The sequence below is a fragment of the Flagellimonas sp. HMM57 genome (genome assembly GCF_021390175.1).
Classification (GTDB): Bacteria; Bacteroidota; Bacteroidia; order Flavobacteriales; family Flavobacteriaceae; genus Flagellimonas.
The window spans coordinates 3,040,263-3,063,140 of sequence record NZ_CP090004.1; the positions used below are offsets into that span (position 1 = coordinate 3,040,263).

Sequence of the window (22,878 nt, forward strand, 5' to 3'; positions counted from 1 at the left end):
AACATAGTCGTAACTCTGGATACTCTATTTTTGTTAAACCATAAATTTTGAATATGAAATATTTTAGTACTGTATTTAGCGCTGTTGTCTTCTTTTTTGGCTGTAAAAGTCAGCAAGCTGTTCCTTCTGCCATTGCTCAAAATACAGAAAAGTCGGGTACTGTTTTTACTATTGCTTTTGGCTCGTGCAACAAGCAAGATGTAGCTAATCCTTTTTGGGACGATATCCTAAATGAAAACCCGGATGTTTGGATATGGGGAGGCGACAATATCTATGCGGATACCGAAAATATGGATGAATTAAAATCCATGTACAGTAAACAACTTGGGAATGAGGGCTACAAACTATTAAATGAAACAACTCCGGTTATCGGTACTTGGGATGATCATGATTATGGTTTGAACGATGGTGGAGAAGAATTTTCGATGAAAAAAGAAAGCCAACAATTGTTCTTGGATTTCATGGGAGTTCCAAAAGATAGTAAAAGAAGAAACCAAGAAGGTGTCTATACTTCGCATTTGTTTGAAACGCCAAAAGGTAAGGTCAAAATTCTAGTGTTGGACACCAGATATTTTAGAAGTTCTCTAGAATCGGATCCAGACCCAAAGAGACGTTATAAACCTAATACAAATGCAGATGCAACAATTTTAGGCAATGCCCAATGGGATTGGTTGCAAAAGGAACTGGACAATTCTGAAGCAGATTTCAATCTTATTGTCACCAGTATCCAGTTTTTATCAGGAGAGCATGGTTTTGAAAGTTGGAGCAATTTTCCAAAAGATGTGGAGAAGCTTAAAAACAGTATTACATCATCTGGTGCCAAGGGGGTGATGATATTGTCCGGTGACCGTCACATTTCAGAATTTTCAAAAGTAGAACTACCACAAATACCATATTCTCTAATAGATTTTACAAGCAGCGGACTTACACATTCTTACTCAGATTTTACCAGTGAACCCAATAGGTTTAGGATAGGAGAAGTAATGGCGTTTCCAAGTTTTGGAATCATAACGTTGCATTTAGAAACCAGAGAAGCACATTTAAAGATGATGGGTGAAAACGGACTTGTTTTTCAAGAGTTAAAACAAGCGTATTAAACCTTGTTCATTAGTTGAAAAGCCGTAAGTTTGCGCAAAATTTTAAAAAATGACTGGAAATAGAACATTTACCATGATAAAACCCGATGCTGTTGAGAACGGATATATTGGGGCTATTTTGGAAAAGATAACGGCCGCGGGTTTCAAGATTGTGGCCATGAAATATACACAGTTGAGCAAAAGGGATGCACAAGAATTTTACGCCATCCACAAAGAGCGACCTTTCTTTGGAGAATTGGTTGAATTTATGACAAGAGGACCAATTGTGTCCGCTATTTTGGAAAAGGATAACGCTGTTGAAGACTTTCGCGCTTTGATAGGTGCTACCAATCCAGAAGAAGCTGCTGAAGGTACCATCCGTAAATTGTATGCCTCAAGTATAGGGGAGAATGCGGTCCATGGCTCAGATAGTGATGACAATGCTAAAATTGAAGGTGCTTTCCATTTTTCCGGAAGGGAAATATTTTAGTAAAAACTTCTAATTTGATTTGCGATATTAGAGCTACTCAGACTGAGTAGCTTTTTTTGTGGAAAAAAGCAGTAATTCTTTCTTATCTTTTTCGGGCTGAATTATACCAACTTCAAAAAGACCGATTTTGATAAGAAGGTTACGTGACTTGCTATTTTCAGGAGTGGTAATCCCTAAAATAGTTTGCAACTTAAGTTCGGTTTTTCCATAGCTTATAATTGCTTCACAGGCTTCTGTAGTGTAACCATTGCCTTCATGTTCAGGAAGAATCGCAAATCCTATATCCGGACTATTTAGATAGTCCCGTCTAACAAAGCCACAAATACCGATGGGCTTTCTAGATTCTTTTAAAGACATTGTTAAGAGACCATAACCGTTTTTTTGATAAGAATCAATCAAATTGGACTGTATATACTGCTTTGCATCTTCTTGAGTTCGAACTCCCTTGTCTCCAATAAATTCTATCCAATTTGGACTGTTCAATAACGTATAAAAAAATTCTGAATCTTCTAAGGTGGCCTCGCAGAGTATGAGCCTTTTCGTTTCAATAAAATTTTTCATCAGACTCCTAAAAACGATTAGCGTAAAACCAGCTTTTTAATCAAATCTTTTCCCAATTCTTCATTGAGCATTGCAATGATTTTGGTTTTTCCCAGACTCAATTCTTCCCTGAGTACGGAAGAGGATAGCGAGACAAAAAGAGTTTCGTTTCGTAATTCTACAGCAGTGGTATAGTTGTTCACCCCGTTTCCCATCAATTTTACCCACGCATCTTTTGCTTCAACTTTGTCCATGCCTTTTTGGAGCTTGTTGTCTTTGATGAACTCCCCCAGTGCATCGCTTAAATTAAGATATGAATTGTGCCGTTTCGCCATTATTTGGGTATGGTTATAGGTTGAAAGCGTTTATAAGAATACGTCTTTCCTTCTGTATTGAGTACGGAGAATGACATGGAATCCAAATGCACCAATTTTTCTTCCCACTCGTTCCGGTCTTTTTTATACTGTATCGTAAAAGCTTCGTTAACAGTAACAATTTTGAAGGACTCTACATCATTTGAAGTCGTATAGGTCCCATTTAATGAAGGCTGTAATTTTTTACGAAAGCCTTCCATATTTTCCACTTGAATAAAATCCACACTGGGGTTAACGGTATAATTCTTTTTGTTGCCATCAGGAAACTCAACTTCTGTAATTTCCCAATACCCGTTCAAAAAGGAAATATCCTCTTTGGAAATTGAAGTTTCCTTACATCCATACAAAATCAGAACAGTAACAAACAAAACTATTCGCTTCATATTACAAGGTAAATATTTTATAGCTCTGGTGAATATTTTTAACTACATTTTCTGTCCGTTCCGCATGCGTATCGCTTATAAATATTTGTCCAAAATCATCATTATCCACCAATGCAACTATCTGTGAGACCCTGTTTTCGTCCAATTTGTCAAAAATATCATCGAGCAATAAAATAGGGGTTGTCTTTGCCTGTTCTTTTATGAAATGAAATTGTGCCAGTTTTAACGCGATCAGGAATGTTTTTTGCTGTCCTTGACTGCCAAACTTTTTAATAGGGTGCCCATCAATGGTAAAGTTCAGATCATCTTTATGGATACCCACACTTGTATATTGTAAAGCCCGGTCCTTGTCAATTGATTTTTTTAAGAGTTCGGCTAGATTCTTTTCGGTCAATTGACTTTCGTAAGAGAGCATTATCTGTTCTTCCTTTTCCGAAATATGGGCATACTGCTCTTTAAAGATTGGAATGAAAGAAGTAATGAATTCCATCCTTTTTTGATGTATTTCAGTACCAAAACCATGCAACTGCTCGTCATAAATTGCTAATGTATCTGCATCGTACGTATGGTTTACGGCAAAATATTTTAATAATGAATTACGCTGCATCAATACCTTATTGTATTTGATAAGCGCTTGCAAATACGACTTGTCCGATTGGGAAATGACCCCGTCCATGAACTTTCTGCGGGTATCGCTTCCTTCAATGATAAGATCCCTGTCCGATGGCGAAATGATGACCAGTGGCAAAAAACCGATATGTTCCGAAAACTTATCGTATGCTTTACCGTTTCTTTTTATGACTTTTTTTAATCCTCTTTTAAAACTGCATATGATTTTTTCGCTACGCTCTTTTTTTTCAAATTCCCCCTCAATGACAAAAAAATCGGTTTCGTGCTTTATGTTCTGTGTGGCAACGGGATTAAAATAGCTTTTGCCAAAAGAAAGGTGGTAAATAGCATCTAGAATATTGGTTTTGCCCACGCCGTTATCCCCGACCAGGCAATTGATTACCGGGTCAAATTCCAGGTTCTTGGAAGCAAAATTTTTATAATTAACTAAAGATAAGTGCTTTAAAAACATAAAAGCTGAAGAAATCTAAGGATTTCGGTCGGTTAGCAATTCATTAAAGATTCCAAAAATAACGAATAAATTACCTTTTGGTTTTGGATAAAAACTTTATTTTTGCCCGATTAATAAAATCAAGGATGGCAACATACAAGAAGCGAGGCTTTAAGCCGAAGAATAAGGTTGAGGAAAATCAGCTGGATGAGCAGAACAGCACAACAGCTGAGGTTTTCAGTACGTTGGATGAAGGTGCTTCTAAGACCGAAGCTTGGGTTCAAAAAAATCAAAACTATATTTTGGGAGCCATAGCAGCTATAGCCATTGGTGTTCTTGGGTATTTAGGTTACAATGAGTTTATCCAAAAACCAAAGGAAGCTTCCGCTGCAAATGAACTTTACTATCCCCAACAATATTTTGACCAAGCCTTGACAAGTGAAACAGAGAAAGATTCTCTTTTCTTGTTAGCCTTAAACGGTGCCGAAGGAAAATATGGTTTTTTGGATATTATAGAGGAATATAAAGGTACAAAGGCTGCAAACCTTGCGAATTACTCCGCTGGTATGACTTATCTTAATATTCAGCAATATCAAGAAGCAATTACCCATTTGGAGAGTTTTTCATCAGATGATGCGGTACTTGGAGCAATGGCAAAAGGTGGTATAGGCGATGCTTTTTCACAATTGAACCAGCCAGAAGATGCCTTGGACTACTATGAGAAAGCTATCGCTCACAATAAAAACGAATATACAACGCCTAGATTTTTGTACAAAGCTGGTATAATCGCCATGGATTTGGGACAAAAAGAAAAAGCGAAAGGTTTCTTTGAGCGTATCAAAAATGAATTTTCTACGGCTCAAGAAGCGAATAATATTGATTTACTTATAGGATTGGCCAAAAACTAGTCAAAATGGCTACCGAGAATAAAAATCTATCGATTTACGATAAATCTACAATCCCAAATGCGAAGGAACTTCGGTTTGGGATTGTTGTTTCTGAATGGAATGAAACAATAACCGAAGGACTTTACAACGGTGCTATGGAAGCTCTGTTGGATTGTGGTGCATTAGCTGAAAATATTGTAAGATGGGATGTTCCTGGTAGTTATGAACTCACATTTGGCTGCAAAAAAATGCTGACTTCACAAAAAGTGGATGCAGTGATTGCAATTGGTAGCGTTATCCGTGGTGAAACCAGTCATTTCGATTTTGTTTGTAGTGCAGCGGCGCAAGGCATTAAGGATTTGAACGTCAACTATGACATTCCAGTCATTTTTTGTGTACTTACGGATAACAACTTGCAACAAGCGTTGGACCGCAGTGGTGGAAAACACGGCAACAAAGGTACTGAAGCTGCTATCGCTGCCATTAAAATGGCCGTTTTGGGCAAGTAAGTTGAAATTCAAGTTCAAAATACAATCTTACTCTAGTACACTTTTAAGCTCAAGTGCAAGCTATAAGTTCAAAATAGTGCAAGTAAGTGTTTTTGCTACAATTTAAAGTATGCAGTTGAAATATATGAGCTTTAACTGAGTTTGAACTTAACCCTTGTACTTGACTTATATTTTGAATTTGAGTTTTGAACTTGAGTTTAATTTTTGTACTTGTATTTGAGTTTTATAGACTGTTAACACTTTTTGGGACTGCTTTTCAGGACGTTTTTTTGATTTTAAGTACCTTTGGTAGCACTTGGAAAAGGATACCATGCGAAATTTTCTAAAACTTAGAAAAAATAGAAGTTATAATTATTCACCACGTTATTACAAGGGTGAAAGCAATCCTTTTAAAATAGAACATAAACTGGATAAATTCAGAAGTACGGCACATACACAACGTGGTCTTAAAAATAAATTTACCTCTGCGATAGATGATTTAAAGAATGAGGGCGATAAGAACATCAAACTCAGGTTTCTTATCATTGTAGTTGTTTTAATAGTGTTGTTTCTCTTCATCATAGACTTTGATTTATCAATATTTCTGACTCCCTAATGGCAGATATCATTAAACTATTGCCAGACCATGTCGCTAATCAAATTGCAGCAGGGGAAGTGGTTCAACGGCCAGCTTCGGTGGTAAAAGAATTGTTGGAAAATGCAATCGATGCCGGTGCTACATTGATAAAGCTTATTGTAAAGGACGGCGGAAAGACTTTGATCCAGGTGGTCGATAACGGCATGGGAATGAGCGAGACCGATGCCAGATTGTCTTTTGAAAGGCATGCAACTTCCAAAATATCCAATGCCCAAGATCTTTTCAATTTACAGACCAAGGGATTTCGAGGAGAGGCGTTGGCTTCAATTGCCGCCATAGCCCATGTGGATATGCAAACTAGAACCGATGTAACCGAGGTAGGGACACATCTAAAGATAGAGGGTAGCAAAATAGTAATGCAAGATGTTATTGCAACTCCTAAAGGTACATCGATAGCGGTTAAAAATCTATTCTTTAATATTCCGGCAAGACGTAATTTTCTTAAATCGAACCAAGTGGAGTTACGTCATATTATGGACGAATTCCATAGAGTTGCTCTAGTGCATCCCACTATCGAGTTTCATTTTTTTAACAACGGCTCTGAAGTTTTTAATCTGCCAAAGACGAATTACAGGCAACGGATAAGCCATGTTTTTGGCAGTAAAATGAGCGGCCGCTTGGTTCCGGTAAACGAGGAGACCGAAGTGGTCAAAATTTCCGGATTCATCTGTAAGCCCGAATTTGCAAAAAAGAGTAGGGGAGAACAGTTTTTCTTCGCCAACGACAGATTTATTAAAAGTCCATATTTGCATCATTCCGTAGTAGCAGCTTTTGAAGGACTCATAAAGTCTGATCTCTATCCTGGGTACTTCTTGTATTTAGAAGTGAATCCATCATCAATAGACATCAACATACACCCTACGAAAACAGAAGTTAAGTTTGATGATGAAAATACAATGTACGCTATTTTGCGGTCTACCATAAAGCATAGCTTGGGACAATTTAATGTGGCTCCCGTATTGGATTTTGACCATGACCCTAATCTGGACACTCCCTACGAATACAAAGAGAAAGGTGTAATACTCCCAAAAGTAACGGTGGACGCTTCTTTTAATCCATTTCAATCTACCCAAGAAAAAACAGGTAGTACGGGCACTTATAAAAAGACGAGTGCTAAAGGTTGGGAAAATCTATATGAAGGGTTGGATGCTGAAATAAAGACCGATAATTTTAGTAGTGTACAAATAGAATCCGATGATGTTGCCCAAGGTACTTTTTATTCCGATTCTGATACCGAAGAACATACAGGAACTACCTTTCAACTTAGAAGAAAATATATTGTTAGTACCATTAAATCGGGTATGTTGGTCATTAATCAAAATCGTGCTCATGAACGGGTGCTTTTTGAAAAGTTCTTGACCGAGATAACCGTAAAAGAAGGTATAAGCCAACAGCTTTTATTTCCTTTGGAGCTTTCATTTACAAAACAAGAACTTACTGTTTTAAAAGAAGTTAAGGATAGTCTCGCCAATGTTGGTTTTGCTTTTGAAAGTTTAGAAGGAGAGACTGTTAAAGTGACAGGTGTTCCTTTAATTCTTTCTGAAAGAGGAATTGGCACGGTATTGGACCGAATAATGGCAGATTATAAGGAAGGGTTTGAAGGAAATTCAATTTCCCAAGCAGAAGTTTTAGCGGCAACACTTGCTAAAAACCTTGCCGTAAAAACAGGGGAGCTATTGGACAAAGAGTCGCAACTGGCATTGGTAAACGATTTATTCGGTTGTAAGGAGCCAACACTAAGTCCTTCACAAAAATTGACGTATATTATTATCTCTGAAGGGGATATTGAAAAAAAATTTAGCTAAATGGGTAGATTGACCGAGGCAGTAAAACACCTGTTGATCATCAACGTTATTTTGTTTTTTGCCACACAATTATATGGCGACCAAATGTACCAATGGTTGTCACTTTGGTTCCCTAAGAATACCAATTTTCAATGGTGGCAGGTTATTTCCCATATGTTCATGCACGGGAGCGTCATGCACATACTTTTCAACATGTATGCGTTATGGGCATTTGGCACGCCTCTAGAGCAGGTTTGGGGCAGGAACAAATTCCTCTTCTTTTATTTTTCAGCGGGTTTGGGCTCAGCCTTTTTGCACTCAGGGGTCAATTATTATCTTTTTAGTGAAGGTATGAACGCTTTGGTCAATTCTGGGATGACGGAAACACAGGTTTTGGACATTCTGGCTAATGGGCAGTATAGTCCAGATTGGTACAATTTAGCTTCCAAAAGCACAATAGATAATTTTTTGAGTGCTTATAATACGCCAGCTGTTGGTGCTTCTGGAGCTATATATGGTGTTTTGGTAGCTTTTGCTTTTATGTATTCCGAAGCGAAACTTATGCTCATATTTCTTCCCGTACCCATTAAGGCAAAGTATTTTGTGCCTTTGTTGTTGCTGGGGGATTTAATTTTTGGAATAGGCAACATAAATACGGGAGTAGCACATTTTGCCCATATCGGCGGAGCATTGATAGGCTTCCTTATGATGTGGTATTGGAAAAAAAATCAGTTTAATCAAAATAGATGGAACTAACCTATGGCTAATGGTAGTTTACAATATAATTTTGCTCGGCTAAATATCGCGGAAAAGCTAATAGCCTTAAATGTGTTGATTTTCATTCTAGATGGATTGGCTTTAGCACTTCTTGGAGGTTCGGTAGCAAGCTGGTTTCATCTTCCAAAAGATTTTATGGGGTTTTTAGGGCAACCTTGGTCCATAATTACCTATTCCTTTTTCCATGCTGGATTTGGTCATATTTTTTGGAATATGATCATGCTCTATTTTACAGGACGTATTTTCTTGAATCTTTTTGATGCGCAACGATTTATCAATGTATATTTTTTAGGGGTGATTGTAGGAGGGTTGGTCTTCTTATTGAGCTACAATATATTCCCTACGCTACTAAATACCAATACAGCGTTGATTGGAGCGTCCGCTGGCGTTACCGCGGTATTGATATTTATTTGTGCCTATATTCCAAACCAAGAAGTACGTATCATATTTTTTAATGTGAAACTTTGGTATGTTGGGGCATTTTTCATCTTGGTAGATTTAATTCGTATTCCTTATGGTGATAATGTAGGAGGGAGGCTTGCCCATTTAGGTGGTGCTCTCCTTGGGTATATTTATGCACGACAATTGTTAAAAGGAATCGATATAGGTTCAGGTTTTGGAAAGCTTAGAAATGCCATTGCGCAATGGTTCAAGCCTAGGGATAAAAAAGCACCATTAAAAACGGTGTACAAGAAGAACACTGCCAAAAGCAAAAGCGCCAAGGATTACGATAAAGAAGCCCACCAACGTAAAATAGATGCCATTCTAGACAAAATCAGTAAATCCGGTTATGAAAGCTTATCCAAAGCTGAAAAGGATTTTCTTTTTAAGGCAGGAAAAGAAGACTAATTCGTGAAAAAGCGTTGAGTATGCTCGGAAAGTTGATCTTTGGGTTTAATGTTACAGTTGCCATAGCGCTGTTATTGACCTGCATATTATCTTTTTTTAGTATTCAAATAATTCCGGTCCTTTCTGTACTTAGCTTAAGTGTTCCTTTTTTATTTATTGTAAATGTACTTTTCCTTTTATATTGGATATATAGAAAAAAGAGAAAGTTCTTATGGTCATTAGCTGCTTTGGCAATGGGCTATTTTGTTTTTGGGCCATTTTATGGAGTTGGAAACAAAAATCAGGATGCTGATGAAACATCCGATTTAAGGATAATGACCTTCAATGTATGGCATTTTAATAAAAACGAATGGATAAAAGAGCCTAACATTGGAGACCGAATCATTGATTTTATTAAGGCTGAAAAACCAGATATCCTGTGCATACAAGAATTTCATAGAGAGCGAAAAGATGAATTGTCCCAATATCCATATAACAGCATTACACCTGATTCTGTTGGTAAAATTACACAGGGCATTTTTTCCAAATATCCGATCTTAAATAAAGGATCTATTGATTTTCCAGGTACCATAAACAATGTCATCTATGTGGATCTTCTTGTAAGGAGCGATACAATACGTGTTTATAATATGCATTTGCAGTCCTTTAGTATTGTTCCTTCATCAGAAACATTTTCTGAGAAAGAATCAGAAAAAACCTATAAAAGACTCGTCAATACGTTTTCTAAACAATTGGAGCAAGCGAAAATCTTCAACGACCATGTTAAACAAAGTCCCTACAGCACCATTGTATGTGGGGATTTGAACAATACCCAATTTTCGAATATCTACAGAATAGTACGAGACGATTTACAGGATAGCTTTCTGGAAAAGGGAAATGGATTTGGTCGTACCTACAAGATTTTTAATTTCCCGTTACGAATCGATTATGTGCTAGCAGACGCTTCATTTCAAGTGATTTCGCATACCAATTTTGACGAAATGTTATCGGACCATTACCCTGTAGCGGCTACATTGCGTTATACATCACATTAATAAACAATCCATACTATCCGCAATAATGTGAATGATCAAAGCCAAGCCAATCAGTCTAGTTTTTTTAAAAAAAGGCAAGACACAATACAGAAGAATTGCCCAAATACTATGAAGGGGATGAAATCCAATGCTACATCGATTAGCATCAAAAATGGGTTCGGCAAATGCATGGTCTATATCGATTAAAATACCGGCCAGGAGTATAAGGGTTACTTTTAGTTTGTTCTCCTTTACGAGTAGAAGCCCAATAAGAATGGGAGCTAAAAAATGAATTCCATAATGGATGAAGAACCTAAACATCGATAGATAGATTTCTCAAGAAAGTAAGTGTATTGGTTCCTTCGTTGAAGAGTAAATCCAAAATACTGAGATTCCCTATAAAACCATTTCTTTCCCCAAAAACCTGTGCATATTCATCCACTGCAATCATTGGGCTTTTTTTGGCATCCACCAGAAACCTTGAATCAATGAATTCTTTGGGATTTTTTTCAAAAGATACGTTTCGCTCCATGGAAGTTTTTATTCCCAGACATTCACCAATAATTGCTATTGTTTTTAAGTTGAAATCGTAAAGTAAACTGGCAGGTTCCTCGAACAAGGGTTTAAGGTCATCTTCATAGAACTCAAAAAAAGGCGATGTCCTGTATGCTGTTTCCAAAGTTCGCCAATGCAGTTTTTGCCAGTTTACACTATTGTCCACTTCAACAGCATTATACTTTTGTCGACCCTCTTTACCGCCTACATGCCTTATTGGAATATTAAGCATATGTTTTCCCTGGTCCGTTGCAATATAACAGCGATTTCTATACGTCTGTTTTTGAAAATTATCATGTTCTTCCCAGATAACATCATTTTGGACAATCATGGCAAAAGTGATGATATTGGGAAAATATGCAGGGTGGACCAAGGTTTTCAATTGATATTATTTTTTATCGGGAATAATAGTTTTGAACAACGCTCGTACTGGGCGTAGTCGAAGCAAACAACGCTTACTCAGTATTCTTCTTGCGCTTCTTTCTAAAAAAGTCAAAAACAAACCAGCCTCCTAAAGCTATTAAAAAGTATATCAAATAAGATACAGGTTCTCCGCTGCCGCCTACCGTGGTGAAGATACGTTCCCAACGTGGTCTCCAGTTGGCGAGGCCCTCATCAAAATTATCAAAACTCATCCAAAGAAAAACCGGTTTACCTACAATATGGTCGGCGGGTACGTAGCCCCATGTTCTGGAATCCTCGGAATGGTCTCTGTTATCTCCCATCATCCAATAATAGTCCTGTTTAAAAGTATAGGAAGATGATTCTGTTCCGTTAATATACATCTTTTGACCTCTGACCTCTACTTCATTGTTTTCATAATCCCTAATGATTTTTTTGTATAGCGGAATGGTCTCAGGTGTTAGCGCTACCGTAGCTCCTGCTTTGGGAATATAGATTGGACCAAAATTATCGACGTTCCAAGGGTGAATGTTAGGTTTTTGAGGATATGCACCACCATAAACACCCTTTCCTTCGTTTGTCTTTATAACAGAATCCACACTTTGATTTTTGCGCAGTTGCTCAACCATTTCATCGGTTAAATTGGCAACTCTAGACCTTGGTTTTTCCTCGGTCAGTGAAAGTCGTAGTTGTCTAATCACTTCCGTAGGTATCCCTTTCTCTTGGCTAATCAGTTCAATCTTTCCATCTGGGGTTTGTTGGGCACCCAATAAGTATGGTGCCAAGCCATTGTACTGATTTTGATTTACCGCTGCTGTTATGTATTTCCTCAGATAATCTGAAGCATCAACTTCTGAAAGTAATTTGCTCGACACCCCCTTCTGGGAATAAATCGTGTAATCGTACATGACCTTGGCCCTATCCGAAAGCTTTAGCTTTTCTCCATTGATATGGACAAACCCATCTATCACCGAGAGTGAATCGCCTGGAGTGCCCACACATCTTTTTACATAGTTGGATTTTTTATCAATGGGCTTCTTGACCGCTTTTTCCGCCTTAAAAAACTGGTATAGCGTATCTGAAGGAAGACTAAAAACCACAATATCGTTCTTCTTTATGGTATTAAATCCTGGAAGGCGTAAATACGGTAATCGCAGTTTATTCTTCCATGATGTTTTGTAGGTTTCTGGATTGACATCCGCTATGTAAGATCTAGTCTTTAAAACGGGTAGCGTATCGTGAACCATAGGTGCGGCCAAAGTGGTCATGGGCAATCTTGCACCGTAGTGAAACTTGCTCACGAACAGAAAATCCCCAATCCTAAGTGTGCGCTCCAAAGAGCCAGTGGGTATAACGTAAGGTTGGATAAAATAGGTGTGGACAAATGTCGCTGCCACTATCGCAAAAACAATAGAACTTACCCATTCACCAAGTCCTGTTCTTGGTTTTAAACTTCTATCTTCAATATAGCTTACATCTTCTGCGTAATTGATGTAGTAGATATAAAAACCTAGTGTTAGAATGGCCAGCCATGTATCTAAAAGCTTGTTTTTGCCAAAACTTCTAATGGTCTCGACCCATACTACTGGGAACATCAATAAATTGATAATGGGTAAAAACAGTAAAAGTACCCACCACCAAGGCCTGTTTATGATTTTCATGAGCACAATCCCATTGTAAATTGGTATAGCGGCCTCCCAAGCTTTTCTGCCTGCTTTTACGTAGAGTTTCCAAGTTCCAAGAAAATGAATGATCTGTACAATTAAGATAAAAATAATCCACTGTGTACCGTCCATATGTAAAGTTTAGTTTTTAGACACGAAGTCTTAATTTTTGTTACGTTTTATTTTAGATTTAACACATCTTTCATAGAAAACACCCCAGTTCTTCCTTGAATCCATTCCGCAGCGATAACAGCGCCCAGGGCAAAACCCTCTCTATTGTGCGCTGTATGCTTAATTTCTACGGTATCTACATTACTTTCGTAGGTTATGGTATGTGTACCGGGAACGTTGCCCTCTCGCTTGGAAGTGATGGGAATGACATTTTTTTCAGCTTTGTCCAATTGCCAATTTTTGTAGGGAGTATGGGCTAGAATTCCTTCTGCCAAGGTTATGGCCGTTCCACTGGGGGCATCTAGCTTTTGAGTGTGATGGATTTCCTCCATAGCCACATTATATTGCTCTAGGTTTCCTATCATTTTGGCCAGATAAGAGTTGAGTTCAAAAAAAATATTGACTCCTAGACTAAAATTTGATGCGTATATAAAAGCACCCTTTTTCTCTTTGCAACTAGTTATGGCATCTTCGTAATTATCCAACCACCCCGTAGTACCGGATATGACGGGCACATTATTTTCAAAACAATCCGTTATATTCTTAAAAGCTGATTCTGGAGTACTAAAATCAATGGCGACATCCATTGTGCCGTAATCTATTGTAGGGGAATTCAAATCTATTTTCGCAACAATTGAGTGACCCCTATCAGTAGCGATTTGCTCAATCATTTTGCCCATTTTCCCATAACCGAACAGTCCAATTTTCATATGCTAAAATTTTACGACCAGTGCCATCCCATAGTTTGGTCTATTGGTGATAGGGTTGAAGTTCAAAGAAGGTTGAAAATCTACAGATAGATTATCATCGACATTATACTGTTTTAAATGCGCATCTACATTCGCATCAACAATATTCAAAACATATAGTGCTATTGAAATCAATAATGCTAAATCCCGATCACGTTGCGAGCTCTCTTGGGCGTTTTGTAATGCCTCATCTGAGATATCGGGAGCTGAACCAACGGCATTGTCGTTATTTATGTCATAAAACTCATCGTCTGTAAAACCAGCAAGTCTTCTTTTAAATGCGTCCCTTGCGCGATTGTATTCCGTATTGTTAAAGGAATACACATAAACGCCTGTACCAATGGCACCTAGTACGATAGGAACCTTCCAGTACCGCTTGTTGTAGACTTGGCCCAACCCTGGAAGTATTGCTGAATAAAATGCAGCTTTGCTGGGAGCAAGTGGATTTATTCTCTTTTTTTCATACGTAACTTCTTGGATGATAATCCCTTCCCCTTCCAAGCCTTGTGCCAAAGAGTCAATCTCTTGGGGATGAGGGGCGGTTTCCTCTTCTTCCTGACAGAAAGCTAAATTTAGAAACAGAAAAGAAAAAAGTAGAAAAAATATGTTCTTACTCACCTGTCAATAATTTTCTTAAACGCTGAAATTCTTCCTTGGAATGAAAAGGAATCACAATTTTACCTTTGCCGTTTTGGGAAGTGGTAATATCCACTTTTGCTGAAAGATGTTCTTTTAAGAGTTCTGCTCCTTTGGTAACATAGTTTGGAACACTTTTGCTAGTTCCTTCGCTTTTTTTAGAATCTATTCCATCATTTGATTCTTTGTAAGTCTTGACCAAACGCTCAGTTTCCCGAACAGAAAGTCCGTCCGAGACCACTTTTTCATAGATATTGATTTGGTCTTTTTTCTTATCAATATTTACAAGAGCTCTTCCATGCCCCATGCTTACAAAACCGTCCCGCATTCCTGTTTGAATAATGGGATGCAGTTTGAGCAAGCGTAAATAATTGGTGATGGTAGAGCGTTTTTTCCCCACCCGGTCACTAAGCTTTTCTTGTGTAACCTGAATTTCATCGATGAGCCTTTGGTACGAAAGTGCAATTTCAATAGGGTCTAAATCTTGACGCTGAATGTTTTCTACCAATGCCATTTCCAAGGATTCTTGGTCATTGGCAATACGTATGTAAGCAGGAATGGTCTTTAGCCCCACTAATTTTGAAGCGCGAAACCGTCGCTCTCCAGAAACTAATTGAAACTTATTAAAATCAAGTTTTCTAACCGTAATAGGCTGTATGATTCCCAGTTCCCGTATTGAACTGGCAAGTTCTTTTAGTGCTTCGTCGTTAAAGTTGGAACGGGGCTGAAAGGGATTTACCTCTATAGCATCTATTTCCAGTTCGACTACATTACCTATTACCTTATCCGCATTTTTATCCGAAACTGATTGGATGTCATTTTCGGGGTCTTTTAACAGGGCTGACAGGCCTCTTCCCAAAGCCTGTTTTTTTGTTGCTTTCGCCATCTAAACTTTTTCCTTGTTTTTCTTCAATACTTCATTGGCCAGATTTAGGTAATTGGTAGCACCTTTACTACTGGCGTCATATTTTATAATGCTTTCCCCATAGCTGGGTGCTTCGCTCAGTCTCACATTTCTTTGGATTATGGTATCGAAGACCATATCTGCAAAATGCTTTTTGACTTCTTCCACAACTTGGTTGGAAAGACGTAATCTGGAATCGAACATGGTTAGGAGCATTCCTTCAATATCCAAATCGTTATTATGTATTTTTTGAACGCTTTTTATGGTATTCAACAACTTGCCAAGACCTTCCAAAGCAAAATATTCACATTGAATGGGGATCATGACTGAATCTGCAGCTGTTAGTGCATTCAAGGTAAGCAAGCCTAAAGATGGAGCGCAATCTATCAATATGAAATCATATTTGTCTCCCAAGCTTTTTAAAGCTTCTTTCAACATATATTCCCTATTGTCCTTATCGACCAATTCAATTTCAATGGCGACCAAATCAATATGCGCCGGAATCAAATCAACATTTGGAGAATCCGTTGGTATAATAACTTCATCAACGGCCATCGTATGTTCAAGTAATTGGTAAGTACCCTTCTCTACACTGTCCACATCAACACCCAAGCCAGAAGTGGCATTGGCTTGGGGATCTGCATCAATAAGCAGCACCCTTTTTTCCAATACACCAAGTGAGGCAGCGAGGTTAACGGTAGTGGTTGTCTTTCCTACGCCACCCTTCTGATTTGCAATAGCAATTATCTTGCCCATTTCATAGTAAGTTAGAGGTTAAAAATACAATTATTTAAGATGCTAAAAAATGTATTTTGTTAACAGGCATTGGATAACCTTAACATAGGGCGTTAAAGAACGTTAAAGTTTTAGCTTTAAGGGTATTAACAAGAGTTAGTCCATCAGAATTTTTAAGATTTCTATAGCTGCACTACTGATTTTTGTGCCAGGGCCAAATACTGCAACGGCACCGTGCTTAAGCAAATGTTCATAATCTTGTTTAGGAATGACCCCTCCAACAATGACCATGATGTCTTCCCTGCCATAGTTTTTCAACTCTTTTACCACTTCTGGTACCAGTGTTTTATGCCCACCTGCCAAAGATGAAATTCCCAAGACATGAACATCGTTTTCAACAGCTTGTTTGGCAACCTCGGTGGGAGTTTGAAAGAGTGGTCCGATATCCACGTCAAAACCAAGGTCGGCGTATCCGGTGGCCACTACTTTAGCACCCCGGTCATGGCCATCCTGACCCATTTTTGCAATCATGATTCTGGGTCGCCTACCTTCTTCTACGGCAAAGTCGTCGGCCATCTTTCTGGCCTTATCAAAGCTTTTGTCGTTTTTGATTTCTTTGGAATACACTCCTGTAAATGATTGAATTTTAGCGCGGTAACGTCCAAAAATCTCTTCCATCGCATCGCTGATCTCTCCTAAGGTTGCACGCGCTCTTGCTGCTTTCACCGCTAAAGCTAATAAATTTTCACGCTCGGTTTCGTTTTCTTTAGCTTTCTTGGATGTTAAGGTAATCTGGGACAAGATCTCCTGCACAGCAGGTTCGTTTCTGGTCGATTTAATGTGTTCTATCTGAGCGACCTGTTGTTTGCGCACTTTGTCATTGTCCACTTCCAAAATTTGAAGATCGTCCTCATCTTGTAAACGATACTTATTTACCCCCACTATGGTGTCTTGTCCGCTATCGATACGGGCTTGTTTTCTAGCAGCAGCTTCTTCAATTCTCATTTTTGGTATCCCTGCCTCAATAGCTTTGGTCATGCCCCCGAGCTCTTCTACCTCTTCCAAAAGTTGCCAAGCTTCTTCCGCTATTTCTTTGGTAAGGTTTTCAACAACATAACTTCCTGCCCAAGGATCTACAGTTTTGGTAATGTGGGTCTCTTGCTGCAAATAAATTTGAGTGTTCCTGGCAATTCTAGCAGAAAAGTCGGTTGGTAACGCTATTGCTTCATCCAGGGCATTGGTATGCAAACTTTGGGTACCTCCAAAAGTGGCTGCCATTGCTTCAATGGTTGTTCGTGCTACATTGTTAAAAGGGTCTTGTTCCGTTAGGCTCCAACCACTGGTCTGACTATGGGTCCGCAACATGGATGATTTTTCATTTTTCGGGTGGAATTTTTTCAAAAGCTTGGCCCAAAGCAAGCGACCTGCCCTCATTTTGGCAATCTCTGTAAAGTGATTCATGCCAATTCCCCAGAAAAAAGAAAGCCTAGGGGCAAAATCATCGATTTTAAGACCAGCTTTTAATCCGGTTCTAATATATTCTATGCCATCAGCAAGTGTATAGGCAAGTTCAAGGGCGGCAGGTGCTCCTGCTTCGTGCATGTGATAACCGGATATACTGATACTGTTGAATTTTGGCATATACTTGCTGGTATACTCAAAAATATCGGCGACCAATTGCATGGATGGTGTTGGAGGGTAGATATAGGTATTCCTTACCATGAATTCTTTAAGAATATCATTCTGTATAGTTCCCGAGAGTTTTTCTTTGGTTACCCCTTGTTCTTCCGCAGCTACAATGTAAAAAGCCATTATTGGGAGCACTGCTCCGTTCATCGTCATGGAAACGGACATTTTATCCAATGGGATTCCATCGAACAAAACTTTCATATCTTCAACGGAATCAATGGCAACCCCTGCTTTTCCTACATCGCCCACCACACGTTCGTTGTCACTATCATAACCTCTATGGGTAGGAAGGTCAAAGGCTACGGAAAGCCCTTTTTGACCAGCCTCCAAATTTCTTCTATAAAACGCGTTGCTTTCCTCCGCTGTGGAAAAACCGGCATATTGACGAATTGTCCATGGCCTGCGGACATACATGGTGGAGTAGGGCCCACGAAGAAAAGGCGCAATTCCTGCCGCAAAGTTCATGGAGTTCTTCTTTATCTGTCCATTACTGGAAGATGTTAATTCGAGATTTTCAAATTTTTTTCTACTCATCGCTTAATCTTTTTTGTTCCAATGCTTCCGCTAATCGTTTCTCAACGATAGGCTCTATGATTGTTTTTCTAGGTTTAATTTTAACGAAAGGGTAGAGGTCTAGGCTATCCTTCATTTTATCATCTAGATTTTCGAACTTATTGGTTCCTACCAGTGTAGTCTGCTTTTTTTCAAAGAGCTGCTCTTCCTTTGCAGCACTCTCTTTTACTTTTCTTTGAATGTTTCCTTTTTTAAGTTCATTTAAAAAGCCGCCAGAGTTTTCAATCTGTTTAAAGAGTTCCAAGGCTTTTTCTGCCAATTGATGCGTTAAGACTTCTACATAATAAGAACCCTCCGCTACTTTTGAAGCTTGGTCAAAATAGCTTTCTTCTTTTAATAGTAATAATTGATTTCGTGCAATGCGTTCCGCAAATTCGTTGTCCTTATGATAAATGGCATCATAAGGTAAACTCAAAACAGTATCTGCGCCACCTAGGATGGCAGACATGTATTCTGATGTGGTACGAAGCATATTTACATTATAATCGTACAATGTTTTGTTGCGCTTGGACGGAATTGCCAAAATATGGCAATCATCGCTTATATCGTAAGTTTCCGAAATGCTTTTCCAGAGCCATCGTAACGCTCTTAATTTTGCTATTTCAAAGAAGTAGTTACCACTTACTGAAACTTTAAAAATAATAGGCTGCGATTTTTCTGCTTTGGTTAAGTCGTTATTTTGAAAGTAATTTAGATACTCATTGGCGTGGGCCAATCCATAGGCCAATTGTTGCACTGCATTGGCACCAGAATTTTGGTACAATGAAGTATCAACGGCAATGGAACTAATATTTCCATTCTTTAAAGCAAGGTTGTAAATATTCTCTAAAAGAGTATGGTCTTCTTCAAGATTATGAAACCAATTTCCAGTTCTAGAAAGATTACCGATAATATCAAAGTTAAGATGTATCGTTGCCTTTTTTCCGTTTAAAAAAACCAGTAATTTTCTTACTATAACACTATCCAAAAATTGAAACTCCAAATGAATTGGTATGCTCTCTAAATCAATATTGGAGAAAAGTATTTCAAAGTCAACATTATCATTGGGAATCGTGAACAAGATGCTCTCAGTTCCTTTGGCTATGCTGGTAATCGCCTTGGTGTTCGCTTTTTTGGAGTCACCTGCATAAATGGATTGTGCAACGCTCCAGTGATGATCATTAGGTAGTTTAAAGGTCTTTAGTCCTTCCAAATCCTCGACACTATAAAAGGGCTTTACTTTTACACCTTCCAAAGATTCCCAAACCAATGTTTTCGTGTAATCTGCCCCTTTTAGATCTACTTGGATTTTCTGCTTCCATTGTTTGGCCGAAACTTCTGGAAATTCGCTGAATAAATCTTCTTTAATCATTTTTTTTGGTCTTTAGGCTATCCTCGTATTCGATTAAGAAAATTTCTTCGTTTTCTTTTTTCATGTAGTATTTTTCACGGGCGAATTTTTCTAGCTCGCTTTTACTGGATAGTTTTTTAAGTATTTCTTTGTCTTTTTCGATTTCTCCTTGCAAAAAATCTTTTTGCTTTTCCAGTTTCTTGACTTCATTTCGAAGTTCTAAATGAATCATCAGGGAGTTAGTATCAAAAAAAGTCATCCAAATCACAAAAATTGTCAATACCAGGACATACATGTTTGTCATGACCTTGAACCATTTTTTTTGTTTTAGATTTTTTAGTCCCATACCCTCAGTTTAACCTGTCGTTTATAATAGTTCGCACCATATCGACCGCAACGGTATTGTAGTGGTTATTGGGAATAATGATGTCCGCAAACTCTTTTGAGGGTTCTATAAATTGTTGATGCATGGGTTTTACTGCGGTTTGATACCTTGTCAACGCTTTTTCCAAATCGTGGCCACGTTCTCGTATATCCCTTTGCAATCTTCTTATTAAGCGTTCGTCAGAATCAGCATGTACGTAGATTTTTATATCGAACATTTTTCGTAATTCTGGATTGCTCAACACCAAAATACCTTCTACGATCATAACTTTTCTTGGTTGGGTCAAAATAGTTTCCCCCAATCGTGTTTCTTCAACAAAAGAATATATGGGTTTATGTATGGATTTACCCTGTCTTAGTTGTTTAAGATGTGATATCAATAAGTCAAAGTCTATGGAATTGGGGTGGTCAAAATTTACTTTTCCACGTTCCTCCTTATCCATATGAGAAAGGTCATTATAATAGGAATCCTGCGAAATAACACCTACCTCATTCTCTGGAAGTTCCTGTACTATTTGATTTACTACTGTGGTTTTTCCACAACCTGTACCCCCTGCAATTCCTAAAATCAGCATAATATTGTTTAAATCTCAAAAATAAGCATTTGATAAGATTTTTCTGTTCGCCAAAATCAAGTGCATAGTTAGCGAGTGTTGTTAAAAAAATGAATGACTAATATCATAATTCACAAAAGTTTATCATACTAGTTTTGTCTGGTATTAAGGCTTTAATCTTATATTTATCTAGATAACCTAAGGCAATAATTTTTATGGAAAATCCCTATGTAATCAAGGTCAATGAAAATTTTGATTTTCAATTTTCAGAAGACGAAATTTCTTCTTTGGACATGTTTAAAACCGGAGAAGACGAGTACCATTTATTAAAAGATGGTGTGTCTTACCACATTCAGATTGTAAATGCAGACTTCAACAACAAATCCTATACTGTTAAAATAAACGGTAGTGAGTGTCGGGCGTTCATACAGACACCTTTGGATGAGCTTATCAATAAAATGGGTTTTGCGACCAATGGCGCTAAAAATATAGATTCTATTTCAGCACCAATGCCAGGGCTCATTTTGGATATATCTGTTAAGCAGGGTGACGAGGTAAAAGAGGATGAACAACTGTTGGTGCTCGAAGCCATGAAAATGGAAAATAGCATTACGTCACCAAGAAACGGTGTTATTAAAAACATAGCCGTTACCCAAGGTGAAGCTGTAGAGAAAAAACAATTATTGATTGAATTTGAATAGGTCAACTATGAAAAAAATATTGGTTGCAAATCGTGGTGAAATCGCGGTACGGGTCATGAAGACTGCAAAAAAAATGGGAATACGTACCGTAGCCGTATTTTCTGAAGTGGATAGAAACGCACCTCATGTGCGGTTTGCAGATGAAGCTGTCTGTATAGGTGAAGCACCTTCCAACAAATCATATCTATTAGGAGACAAAATTATTGAGGTTGCCCTAAAGTTAAATGTTGATGGAATCCATCCGGGCTACGGGTTTTTAAGTGAAAATGCAGATTTTGCAGAGGCTGTTGAAAAAAATGGGCTCACCTTTATTGGTCCAAAATCCAAAGCAATTCGCGTAATGGGGAGTAAGCTAGCTGCCAAAGAAGCAGTAAAGGCCTACGATATTCCTATGGTACCAGGCATAGATGAGGCCATTACCGATGTTTCAAAAGCCAAAGAAATTGCCAACGAGATAGGATATCCCGTCTTGATCAAAGCTTCTGCAGGTGGTGGTGGAAAGGGCATGCGAGTCGTTGACAAGGAAGAGGACTTGGAATCTCAAATGGAGCGTGCCATAAGTGAGGCCACATCTGCATTTGGTGACGGTTCTGTTTTTGTGGAGAAATATGTTACCTCCCCAAGACACGTAGAAATTCAAGTAATGGCCGATACCCATGGAAATGTGTTGCACTTTTTTGAACGGGAATGTAGTATCCAAAGGCGTCACCAAAAGGTTGTAGAAGAAGCCCCATCATCGGTTTTGACTCCAGAGTTACGAGAAGTTATGGGGGTAGCTGCGACTAAAGTGGCCAAAGCATGTGATTATGTTGGGGCGGGAACCGTAGAATTTTTGATGGATGCCGATTTAAATTTCTACTTTTTGGAAATGAATACCAGATTACAGGTAGAGCATCCCGTTACCGAACTTATCTCTGGCGTTGATTTAGTGGAATTACAGATAAAAGTAGCTAGGGGAGAAGAACTATCCTTAAAACAAGAAGATTTAAAAATAAACGGCCATGCCATGGAATTGCGTGTATATGCCGAAGACCCCTTAAACGATTTTCTTCCCAGTGTTGGTACGCTGGAAGTCTATGAACTTCCTGAAGGCGAGGGAATACGTGTAGATAACGGTTTTGAAGAAGGAATGGATATTCCGATTTACTATGATCCCATGCTTTCAAAATTAACAACCTATGGTAGAACCCGTGAGGAAGCTATTGAACTCATGTTGGACGCTATAAAGGATTACAAGATCAAAGGCGTCCAAACTACACTGCCTTTCGGTACGTTTGTTATGGAGCACGAAGCATTCAGGTCTGGAAATTTTGATACACATTTTGTAAAAGATTATTATTCCCCAGAAATTCTTAAACAAAAGAATACTGAAGAAGCAAAAATAGCGGCCATGGTCGCACTGCAACAATATCTAGAAGACCAAAAAATTATAAAATTACCGACAAACTGATT

General features: G+C 38.3%; 26 protein-coding genes. 11 read left to right on the forward strand and 15 right to left on the reverse strand.

The window, feature by feature from the left end; genetic code table 11:
- The first annotated feature begins 53 nt into the window (after nucleotides 1–53).
- On the forward strand, nucleotides 54–1,097 hold the full coding sequence (locus tag LV716_RS13530) for an alkaline phosphatase D family protein (protein ID WP_163418321.1): 1,044 nt from the start codon (nucleotides 54–56) through the stop codon (nucleotides 1,095–1,097).
- 49 nt (nucleotides 1,098–1,146) lie between these two features.
- Complete coding sequence (locus tag LV716_RS13535) at nucleotides 1,147–1,566, forward strand: nucleoside-diphosphate kinase (RefSeq protein WP_163418322.1); 420 nt, start codon at nucleotides 1,147–1,149, stop codon at nucleotides 1,564–1,566.
- A 33-nt stretch (nucleotides 1,567–1,599) separates the two neighbouring features.
- On the opposite strand, the gene LV716_RS13540 is transcribed toward LV716_RS13535, so the two are convergent.
- Genes LV716_RS13540 through LV716_RS13555 form a run of 4 tightly spaced genes read right to left on the reverse strand, consistent with a single transcriptional unit; the run spans nucleotide 1,600 to nucleotide 3,944 of the window.
- A complete protein-coding gene (locus LV716_RS13540; protein ID WP_163418323.1) occupies nucleotides 1,600–2,127 on the reverse strand; it encodes a GNAT family N-acetyltransferase in 528 nt (175 codons plus the stop codon).
- Nucleotides 2,128–2,144: 17 nt separating this feature from the next.
- The gene (locus LV716_RS13545) at nucleotides 2,145–2,441 is read right to left on the reverse strand and encodes a DUF721 domain-containing protein (protein WP_163418324.1); all 297 of its coding nucleotides are present in this window, start codon (nucleotides 2,439–2,441) and stop codon (nucleotides 2,145–2,147) included.
- A complete protein-coding gene (locus LV716_RS13550; RefSeq protein ID WP_163418325.1) occupies nucleotides 2,441–2,863 on the reverse strand; it encodes a hypothetical protein in 423 nt (140 codons plus the stop codon). Before LV716_RS13550 ends, LV716_RS13545 begins: the two co-directional genes overlap by 1 nt.
- A 1-nt stretch (nucleotide 2,864) precedes the next feature.
- Nucleotides 2,865–3,944: a DNA replication/repair protein RecF gene (locus LV716_RS13555; RefSeq protein WP_163418326.1), complete on the reverse strand. Its 1,080-nt coding sequence runs from the start codon at nucleotides 3,942–3,944 to the stop codon at nucleotides 2,865–2,867.
- Nucleotides 3,945–4,069: 125 nt separating this feature from the next.
- Here LV716_RS13555 and LV716_RS13560 point away from each other — a divergent pair, with 125 nt between their 5' ends.
- From LV716_RS13560 to LV716_RS13590, 7 genes are all read left to right on the forward strand, one after another.
- A complete protein-coding gene (locus LV716_RS13560; RefSeq protein WP_163418327.1) occupies nucleotides 4,070–4,831 on the forward strand; it encodes a tol-pal system YbgF family protein in 762 nt (253 codons plus the stop codon).
- A gap of 5 nt (nucleotides 4,832–4,836) precedes the next feature.
- The gene (gene ribH, locus LV716_RS13565) at nucleotides 4,837–5,319 is read left to right on the forward strand and encodes a 6,7-dimethyl-8-ribityllumazine synthase (protein WP_163418328.1); all 483 of its coding nucleotides are present in this window, start codon (nucleotides 4,837–4,839) and stop codon (nucleotides 5,317–5,319) included.
- Between the two features lie 310 nt (nucleotides 5,320–5,629).
- Nucleotides 5,630–5,914: a riboflavin synthase subunit beta gene (locus LV716_RS13570; RefSeq protein ID WP_163418329.1), complete on the forward strand. Its 285-nt coding sequence runs from the start codon at nucleotides 5,630–5,632 to the stop codon at nucleotides 5,912–5,914.
- Nucleotides 5,914–7,761, forward strand: coding sequence for a DNA mismatch repair endonuclease MutL (gene mutL / locus LV716_RS13575; protein WP_163418330.1), 1,848 nt, complete (start codon nucleotides 5,914–5,916; stop codon nucleotides 7,759–7,761). Before LV716_RS13570 ends, mutL begins: the two co-directional genes overlap by 1 nt.
- A complete protein-coding gene (locus LV716_RS13580) occupies nucleotides 7,762–8,496 on the forward strand; it encodes a rhomboid family intramembrane serine protease (protein WP_163418331.1) in 735 nt (244 codons plus the stop codon).
- Between the two features lie 3 nt (nucleotides 8,497–8,499).
- On the forward strand, nucleotides 8,500–9,366 hold the full coding sequence (locus LV716_RS13585) for a rhomboid family intramembrane serine protease (RefSeq protein ID WP_163418332.1): 867 nt from the start codon (nucleotides 8,500–8,502) through the stop codon (nucleotides 9,364–9,366).
- A gap of 20 nt (nucleotides 9,367–9,386) precedes the next feature.
- Complete coding sequence (locus LV716_RS13590; protein WP_163418333.1) at nucleotides 9,387–10,400, forward strand: endonuclease/exonuclease/phosphatase family protein; 1,014 nt, start codon at nucleotides 9,387–9,389, stop codon at nucleotides 10,398–10,400.
- Here the strand turns inward: LV716_RS13590 and LV716_RS13595 are convergent.
- The 11 genes from LV716_RS13595 to udk all read right to left on the reverse strand — a co-directional run bounded on the left by LV716_RS13595 (nucleotide 10,392) and on the right by udk (nucleotide 20,746).
- Nucleotides 10,392–10,700 (reverse strand): DUF6122 family protein, encoded by a 309-nt coding sequence (locus tag LV716_RS13595; protein WP_233759138.1) that lies wholly within the window; start codon nucleotides 10,698–10,700, stop codon nucleotides 10,392–10,394. The two genes, LV716_RS13590 and LV716_RS13595, sit on opposite strands and share 9 nt — an antisense overlap.
- On the reverse strand, nucleotides 10,693–11,316 hold the full coding sequence (locus LV716_RS13600) for a WbqC family protein (RefSeq protein ID WP_163418334.1): 624 nt from the start codon (nucleotides 11,314–11,316) through the stop codon (nucleotides 10,693–10,695). The genes LV716_RS13595 and LV716_RS13600 overlap by 8 nt, the downstream gene beginning before the upstream one ends.
- Nucleotides 11,317–11,389: 73 nt before the next feature.
- Nucleotides 11,390–13,132, reverse strand: a complete 1,743-nt coding sequence (lepB, locus tag LV716_RS13605; protein ID WP_163418335.1) for a signal peptidase I — start codon at nucleotides 13,130–13,132, stop codon at nucleotides 11,390–11,392.
- Between the two features lie 47 nt (nucleotides 13,133–13,179).
- Nucleotides 13,180–13,881, reverse strand: a complete 702-nt coding sequence (gene dapB, locus LV716_RS13610) for a 4-hydroxy-tetrahydrodipicolinate reductase (protein WP_163418336.1) — start codon at nucleotides 13,879–13,881, stop codon at nucleotides 13,180–13,182.
- A 3-nt stretch (nucleotides 13,882–13,884) separates the two neighbouring features.
- On the reverse strand, nucleotides 13,885–14,538 hold the full coding sequence (locus LV716_RS13615) for a DUF5683 domain-containing protein (protein ID WP_163418337.1): 654 nt from the start codon (nucleotides 14,536–14,538) through the stop codon (nucleotides 13,885–13,887).
- Nucleotides 14,531–15,442 carry a ParB/RepB/Spo0J family partition protein gene (locus LV716_RS13620; protein WP_163418338.1) on the reverse strand — a complete coding sequence of 304 codons (912 nt, stop codon included), beginning with the start codon at nucleotides 15,440–15,442 and terminating at the stop codon, nucleotides 14,531–14,533. Before LV716_RS13620 ends, LV716_RS13615 begins: the two co-directional genes overlap by 8 nt.
- The gene (locus tag LV716_RS13625; protein WP_163418339.1) at nucleotides 15,443–16,216 is read right to left on the reverse strand and encodes a ParA family protein; all 774 of its coding nucleotides are present in this window, start codon (nucleotides 16,214–16,216) and stop codon (nucleotides 15,443–15,445) included.
- A gap of 135 nt (nucleotides 16,217–16,351) precedes the next feature.
- The gene (scpA, locus tag LV716_RS13630) at nucleotides 16,352–18,349 is read right to left on the reverse strand and encodes a methylmalonyl-CoA mutase (protein ID WP_370637530.1); all 1,998 of its coding nucleotides are present in this window, start codon (nucleotides 18,347–18,349) and stop codon (nucleotides 16,352–16,354) included.
- A 61-nt stretch (nucleotides 18,350–18,410) separates the two neighbouring features.
- Complete coding sequence (locus tag LV716_RS13635) at nucleotides 18,411–19,808, reverse strand: methylmalonyl-CoA mutase subunit beta (protein WP_163418341.1); 1,398 nt, start codon at nucleotides 19,806–19,808, stop codon at nucleotides 18,411–18,413.
- On the reverse strand, nucleotides 19,801–20,133 hold the full coding sequence (locus LV716_RS13640) for a septum formation initiator family protein (protein WP_163418342.1): 333 nt from the start codon (nucleotides 20,131–20,133) through the stop codon (nucleotides 19,801–19,803). Before LV716_RS13640 ends, LV716_RS13635 begins: the two co-directional genes overlap by 8 nt.
- 4 nt (nucleotides 20,134–20,137) lie before the next feature.
- Nucleotides 20,138–20,746 (reverse strand): uridine kinase, encoded by a 609-nt coding sequence (udk, locus tag LV716_RS13645; RefSeq protein WP_163418343.1) that lies wholly within the window; start codon nucleotides 20,744–20,746, stop codon nucleotides 20,138–20,140.
- Nucleotides 20,747–20,940: 194 nt separating this feature from the next.
- On the opposite strand from udk, the gene LV716_RS13650 reads away from it, so the two are divergent.
- Together LV716_RS13650 and accC are read left to right on the forward strand one after the other, a co-directional pair.
- On the forward strand, nucleotides 20,941–21,426 hold the full coding sequence (locus tag LV716_RS13650) for an acetyl-CoA carboxylase biotin carboxyl carrier protein subunit (protein WP_163418344.1): 486 nt from the start codon (nucleotides 20,941–20,943) through the stop codon (nucleotides 21,424–21,426).
- Between the two features lie 7 nt (nucleotides 21,427–21,433).
- Entirely contained in the window at nucleotides 21,434–22,876 is a 1,443-nt protein-coding gene (gene accC, locus LV716_RS13655) for an acetyl-CoA carboxylase biotin carboxylase subunit (protein ID WP_163418345.1), read from the forward strand.
- The last annotated feature ends 2 nt before the right edge of the window (nucleotides 22,877–22,878 follow it).

Coding starts and splice junctions, on each gene's coding strand:
- LV716_RS13530 (WP_163418321.1), top strand. CDS start 54: ATGAAATATTTTAGTACTGTATTTAGCGCTGTTGTCTTCTTTTTTGGC.
- LV716_RS13535 (WP_163418322.1), top strand. CDS start 1,147: ATGACTGGAAATAGAACATTTACCATGATAAAACCCGATGCTGTTGAG.
- LV716_RS13540 (WP_163418323.1), bottom strand. CDS start 2,127: ATGAAAAATTTTATTGAAACGAAAAGGCTCATACTCTGCGAGGCCACC.
- LV716_RS13545 (WP_163418324.1), bottom strand. CDS start 2,441: ATGGCGAAACGGCACAATTCATATCTTAATTTAAGCGATGCACTGGGG.
- LV716_RS13550 (WP_163418325.1), bottom strand. CDS start 2,863: ATGAAGCGAATAGTTTTGTTTGTTACTGTTCTGATTTTGTATGGATGT.
- LV716_RS13555 (WP_163418326.1), bottom strand. CDS start 3,944: ATGTTTTTAAAGCACTTATCTTTAGTTAATTATAAAAATTTTGCTTCC.
- LV716_RS13560 (WP_163418327.1), top strand. CDS start 4,070: ATGGCAACATACAAGAAGCGAGGCTTTAAGCCGAAGAATAAGGTTGAG.
- ribH (WP_163418328.1), top strand. CDS start 4,837: ATGGCTACCGAGAATAAAAATCTATCGATTTACGATAAATCTACAATC.
- LV716_RS13570 (WP_163418329.1), top strand. CDS start 5,630: ATGCGAAATTTTCTAAAACTTAGAAAAAATAGAAGTTATAATTATTCA.
- mutL (WP_163418330.1), top strand. CDS start 5,914: ATGGCAGATATCATTAAACTATTGCCAGACCATGTCGCTAATCAAATT.
- LV716_RS13580 (WP_163418331.1), top strand. CDS start 7,762: ATGGGTAGATTGACCGAGGCAGTAAAACACCTGTTGATCATCAACGTT.
- LV716_RS13585 (WP_163418332.1), top strand. CDS start 8,500: ATGGCTAATGGTAGTTTACAATATAATTTTGCTCGGCTAAATATCGCG.
- LV716_RS13590 (WP_163418333.1), top strand. CDS start 9,387: ATGCTCGGAAAGTTGATCTTTGGGTTTAATGTTACAGTTGCCATAGCG.
- LV716_RS13595 (WP_233759138.1), bottom strand. CDS start 10,700: ATGTTTAGGTTCTTCATCCATTATGGAATTCATTTTTTAGCTCCCATT.
- lepB (WP_163418335.1), bottom strand. CDS start 13,132: ATGGACGGTACACAGTGGATTATTTTTATCTTAATTGTACAGATCATT.
- dapB (WP_163418336.1), bottom strand. CDS start 13,881: ATGAAAATTGGACTGTTCGGTTATGGGAAAATGGGCAAAATGATTGAG.
- LV716_RS13620 (WP_163418338.1), bottom strand. CDS start 15,442: ATGGCGAAAGCAACAAAAAAACAGGCTTTGGGAAGAGGCCTGTCAGCC.
- LV716_RS13625 (WP_163418339.1), bottom strand. CDS start 16,216: ATGGGCAAGATAATTGCTATTGCAAATCAGAAGGGTGGCGTAGGAAAG.
- scpA (WP_370637530.1), bottom strand. CDS start 18,349: ATGAACTTTGCGGCAGGAATTGCGCCTTTTCTTCGTGGGCCCTACTCC.
- LV716_RS13635 (WP_163418341.1), bottom strand. CDS start 19,808: ATGATTAAAGAAGATTTATTCAGCGAATTTCCAGAAGTTTCGGCCAAA.
- LV716_RS13640 (WP_163418342.1), bottom strand. CDS start 20,133: ATGGGACTAAAAAATCTAAAACAAAAAAAATGGTTCAAGGTCATGACA.
- udk (WP_163418343.1), bottom strand. CDS start 20,746: ATGCTGATTTTAGGAATTGCAGGGGGTACAGGTTGTGGAAAAACCACA.
- LV716_RS13650 (WP_163418344.1), top strand. CDS start 20,941: ATGGAAAATCCCTATGTAATCAAGGTCAATGAAAATTTTGATTTTCAA.
- accC (WP_163418345.1), top strand. CDS start 21,434: ATGAAAAAAATATTGGTTGCAAATCGTGGTGAAATCGCGGTACGGGTC.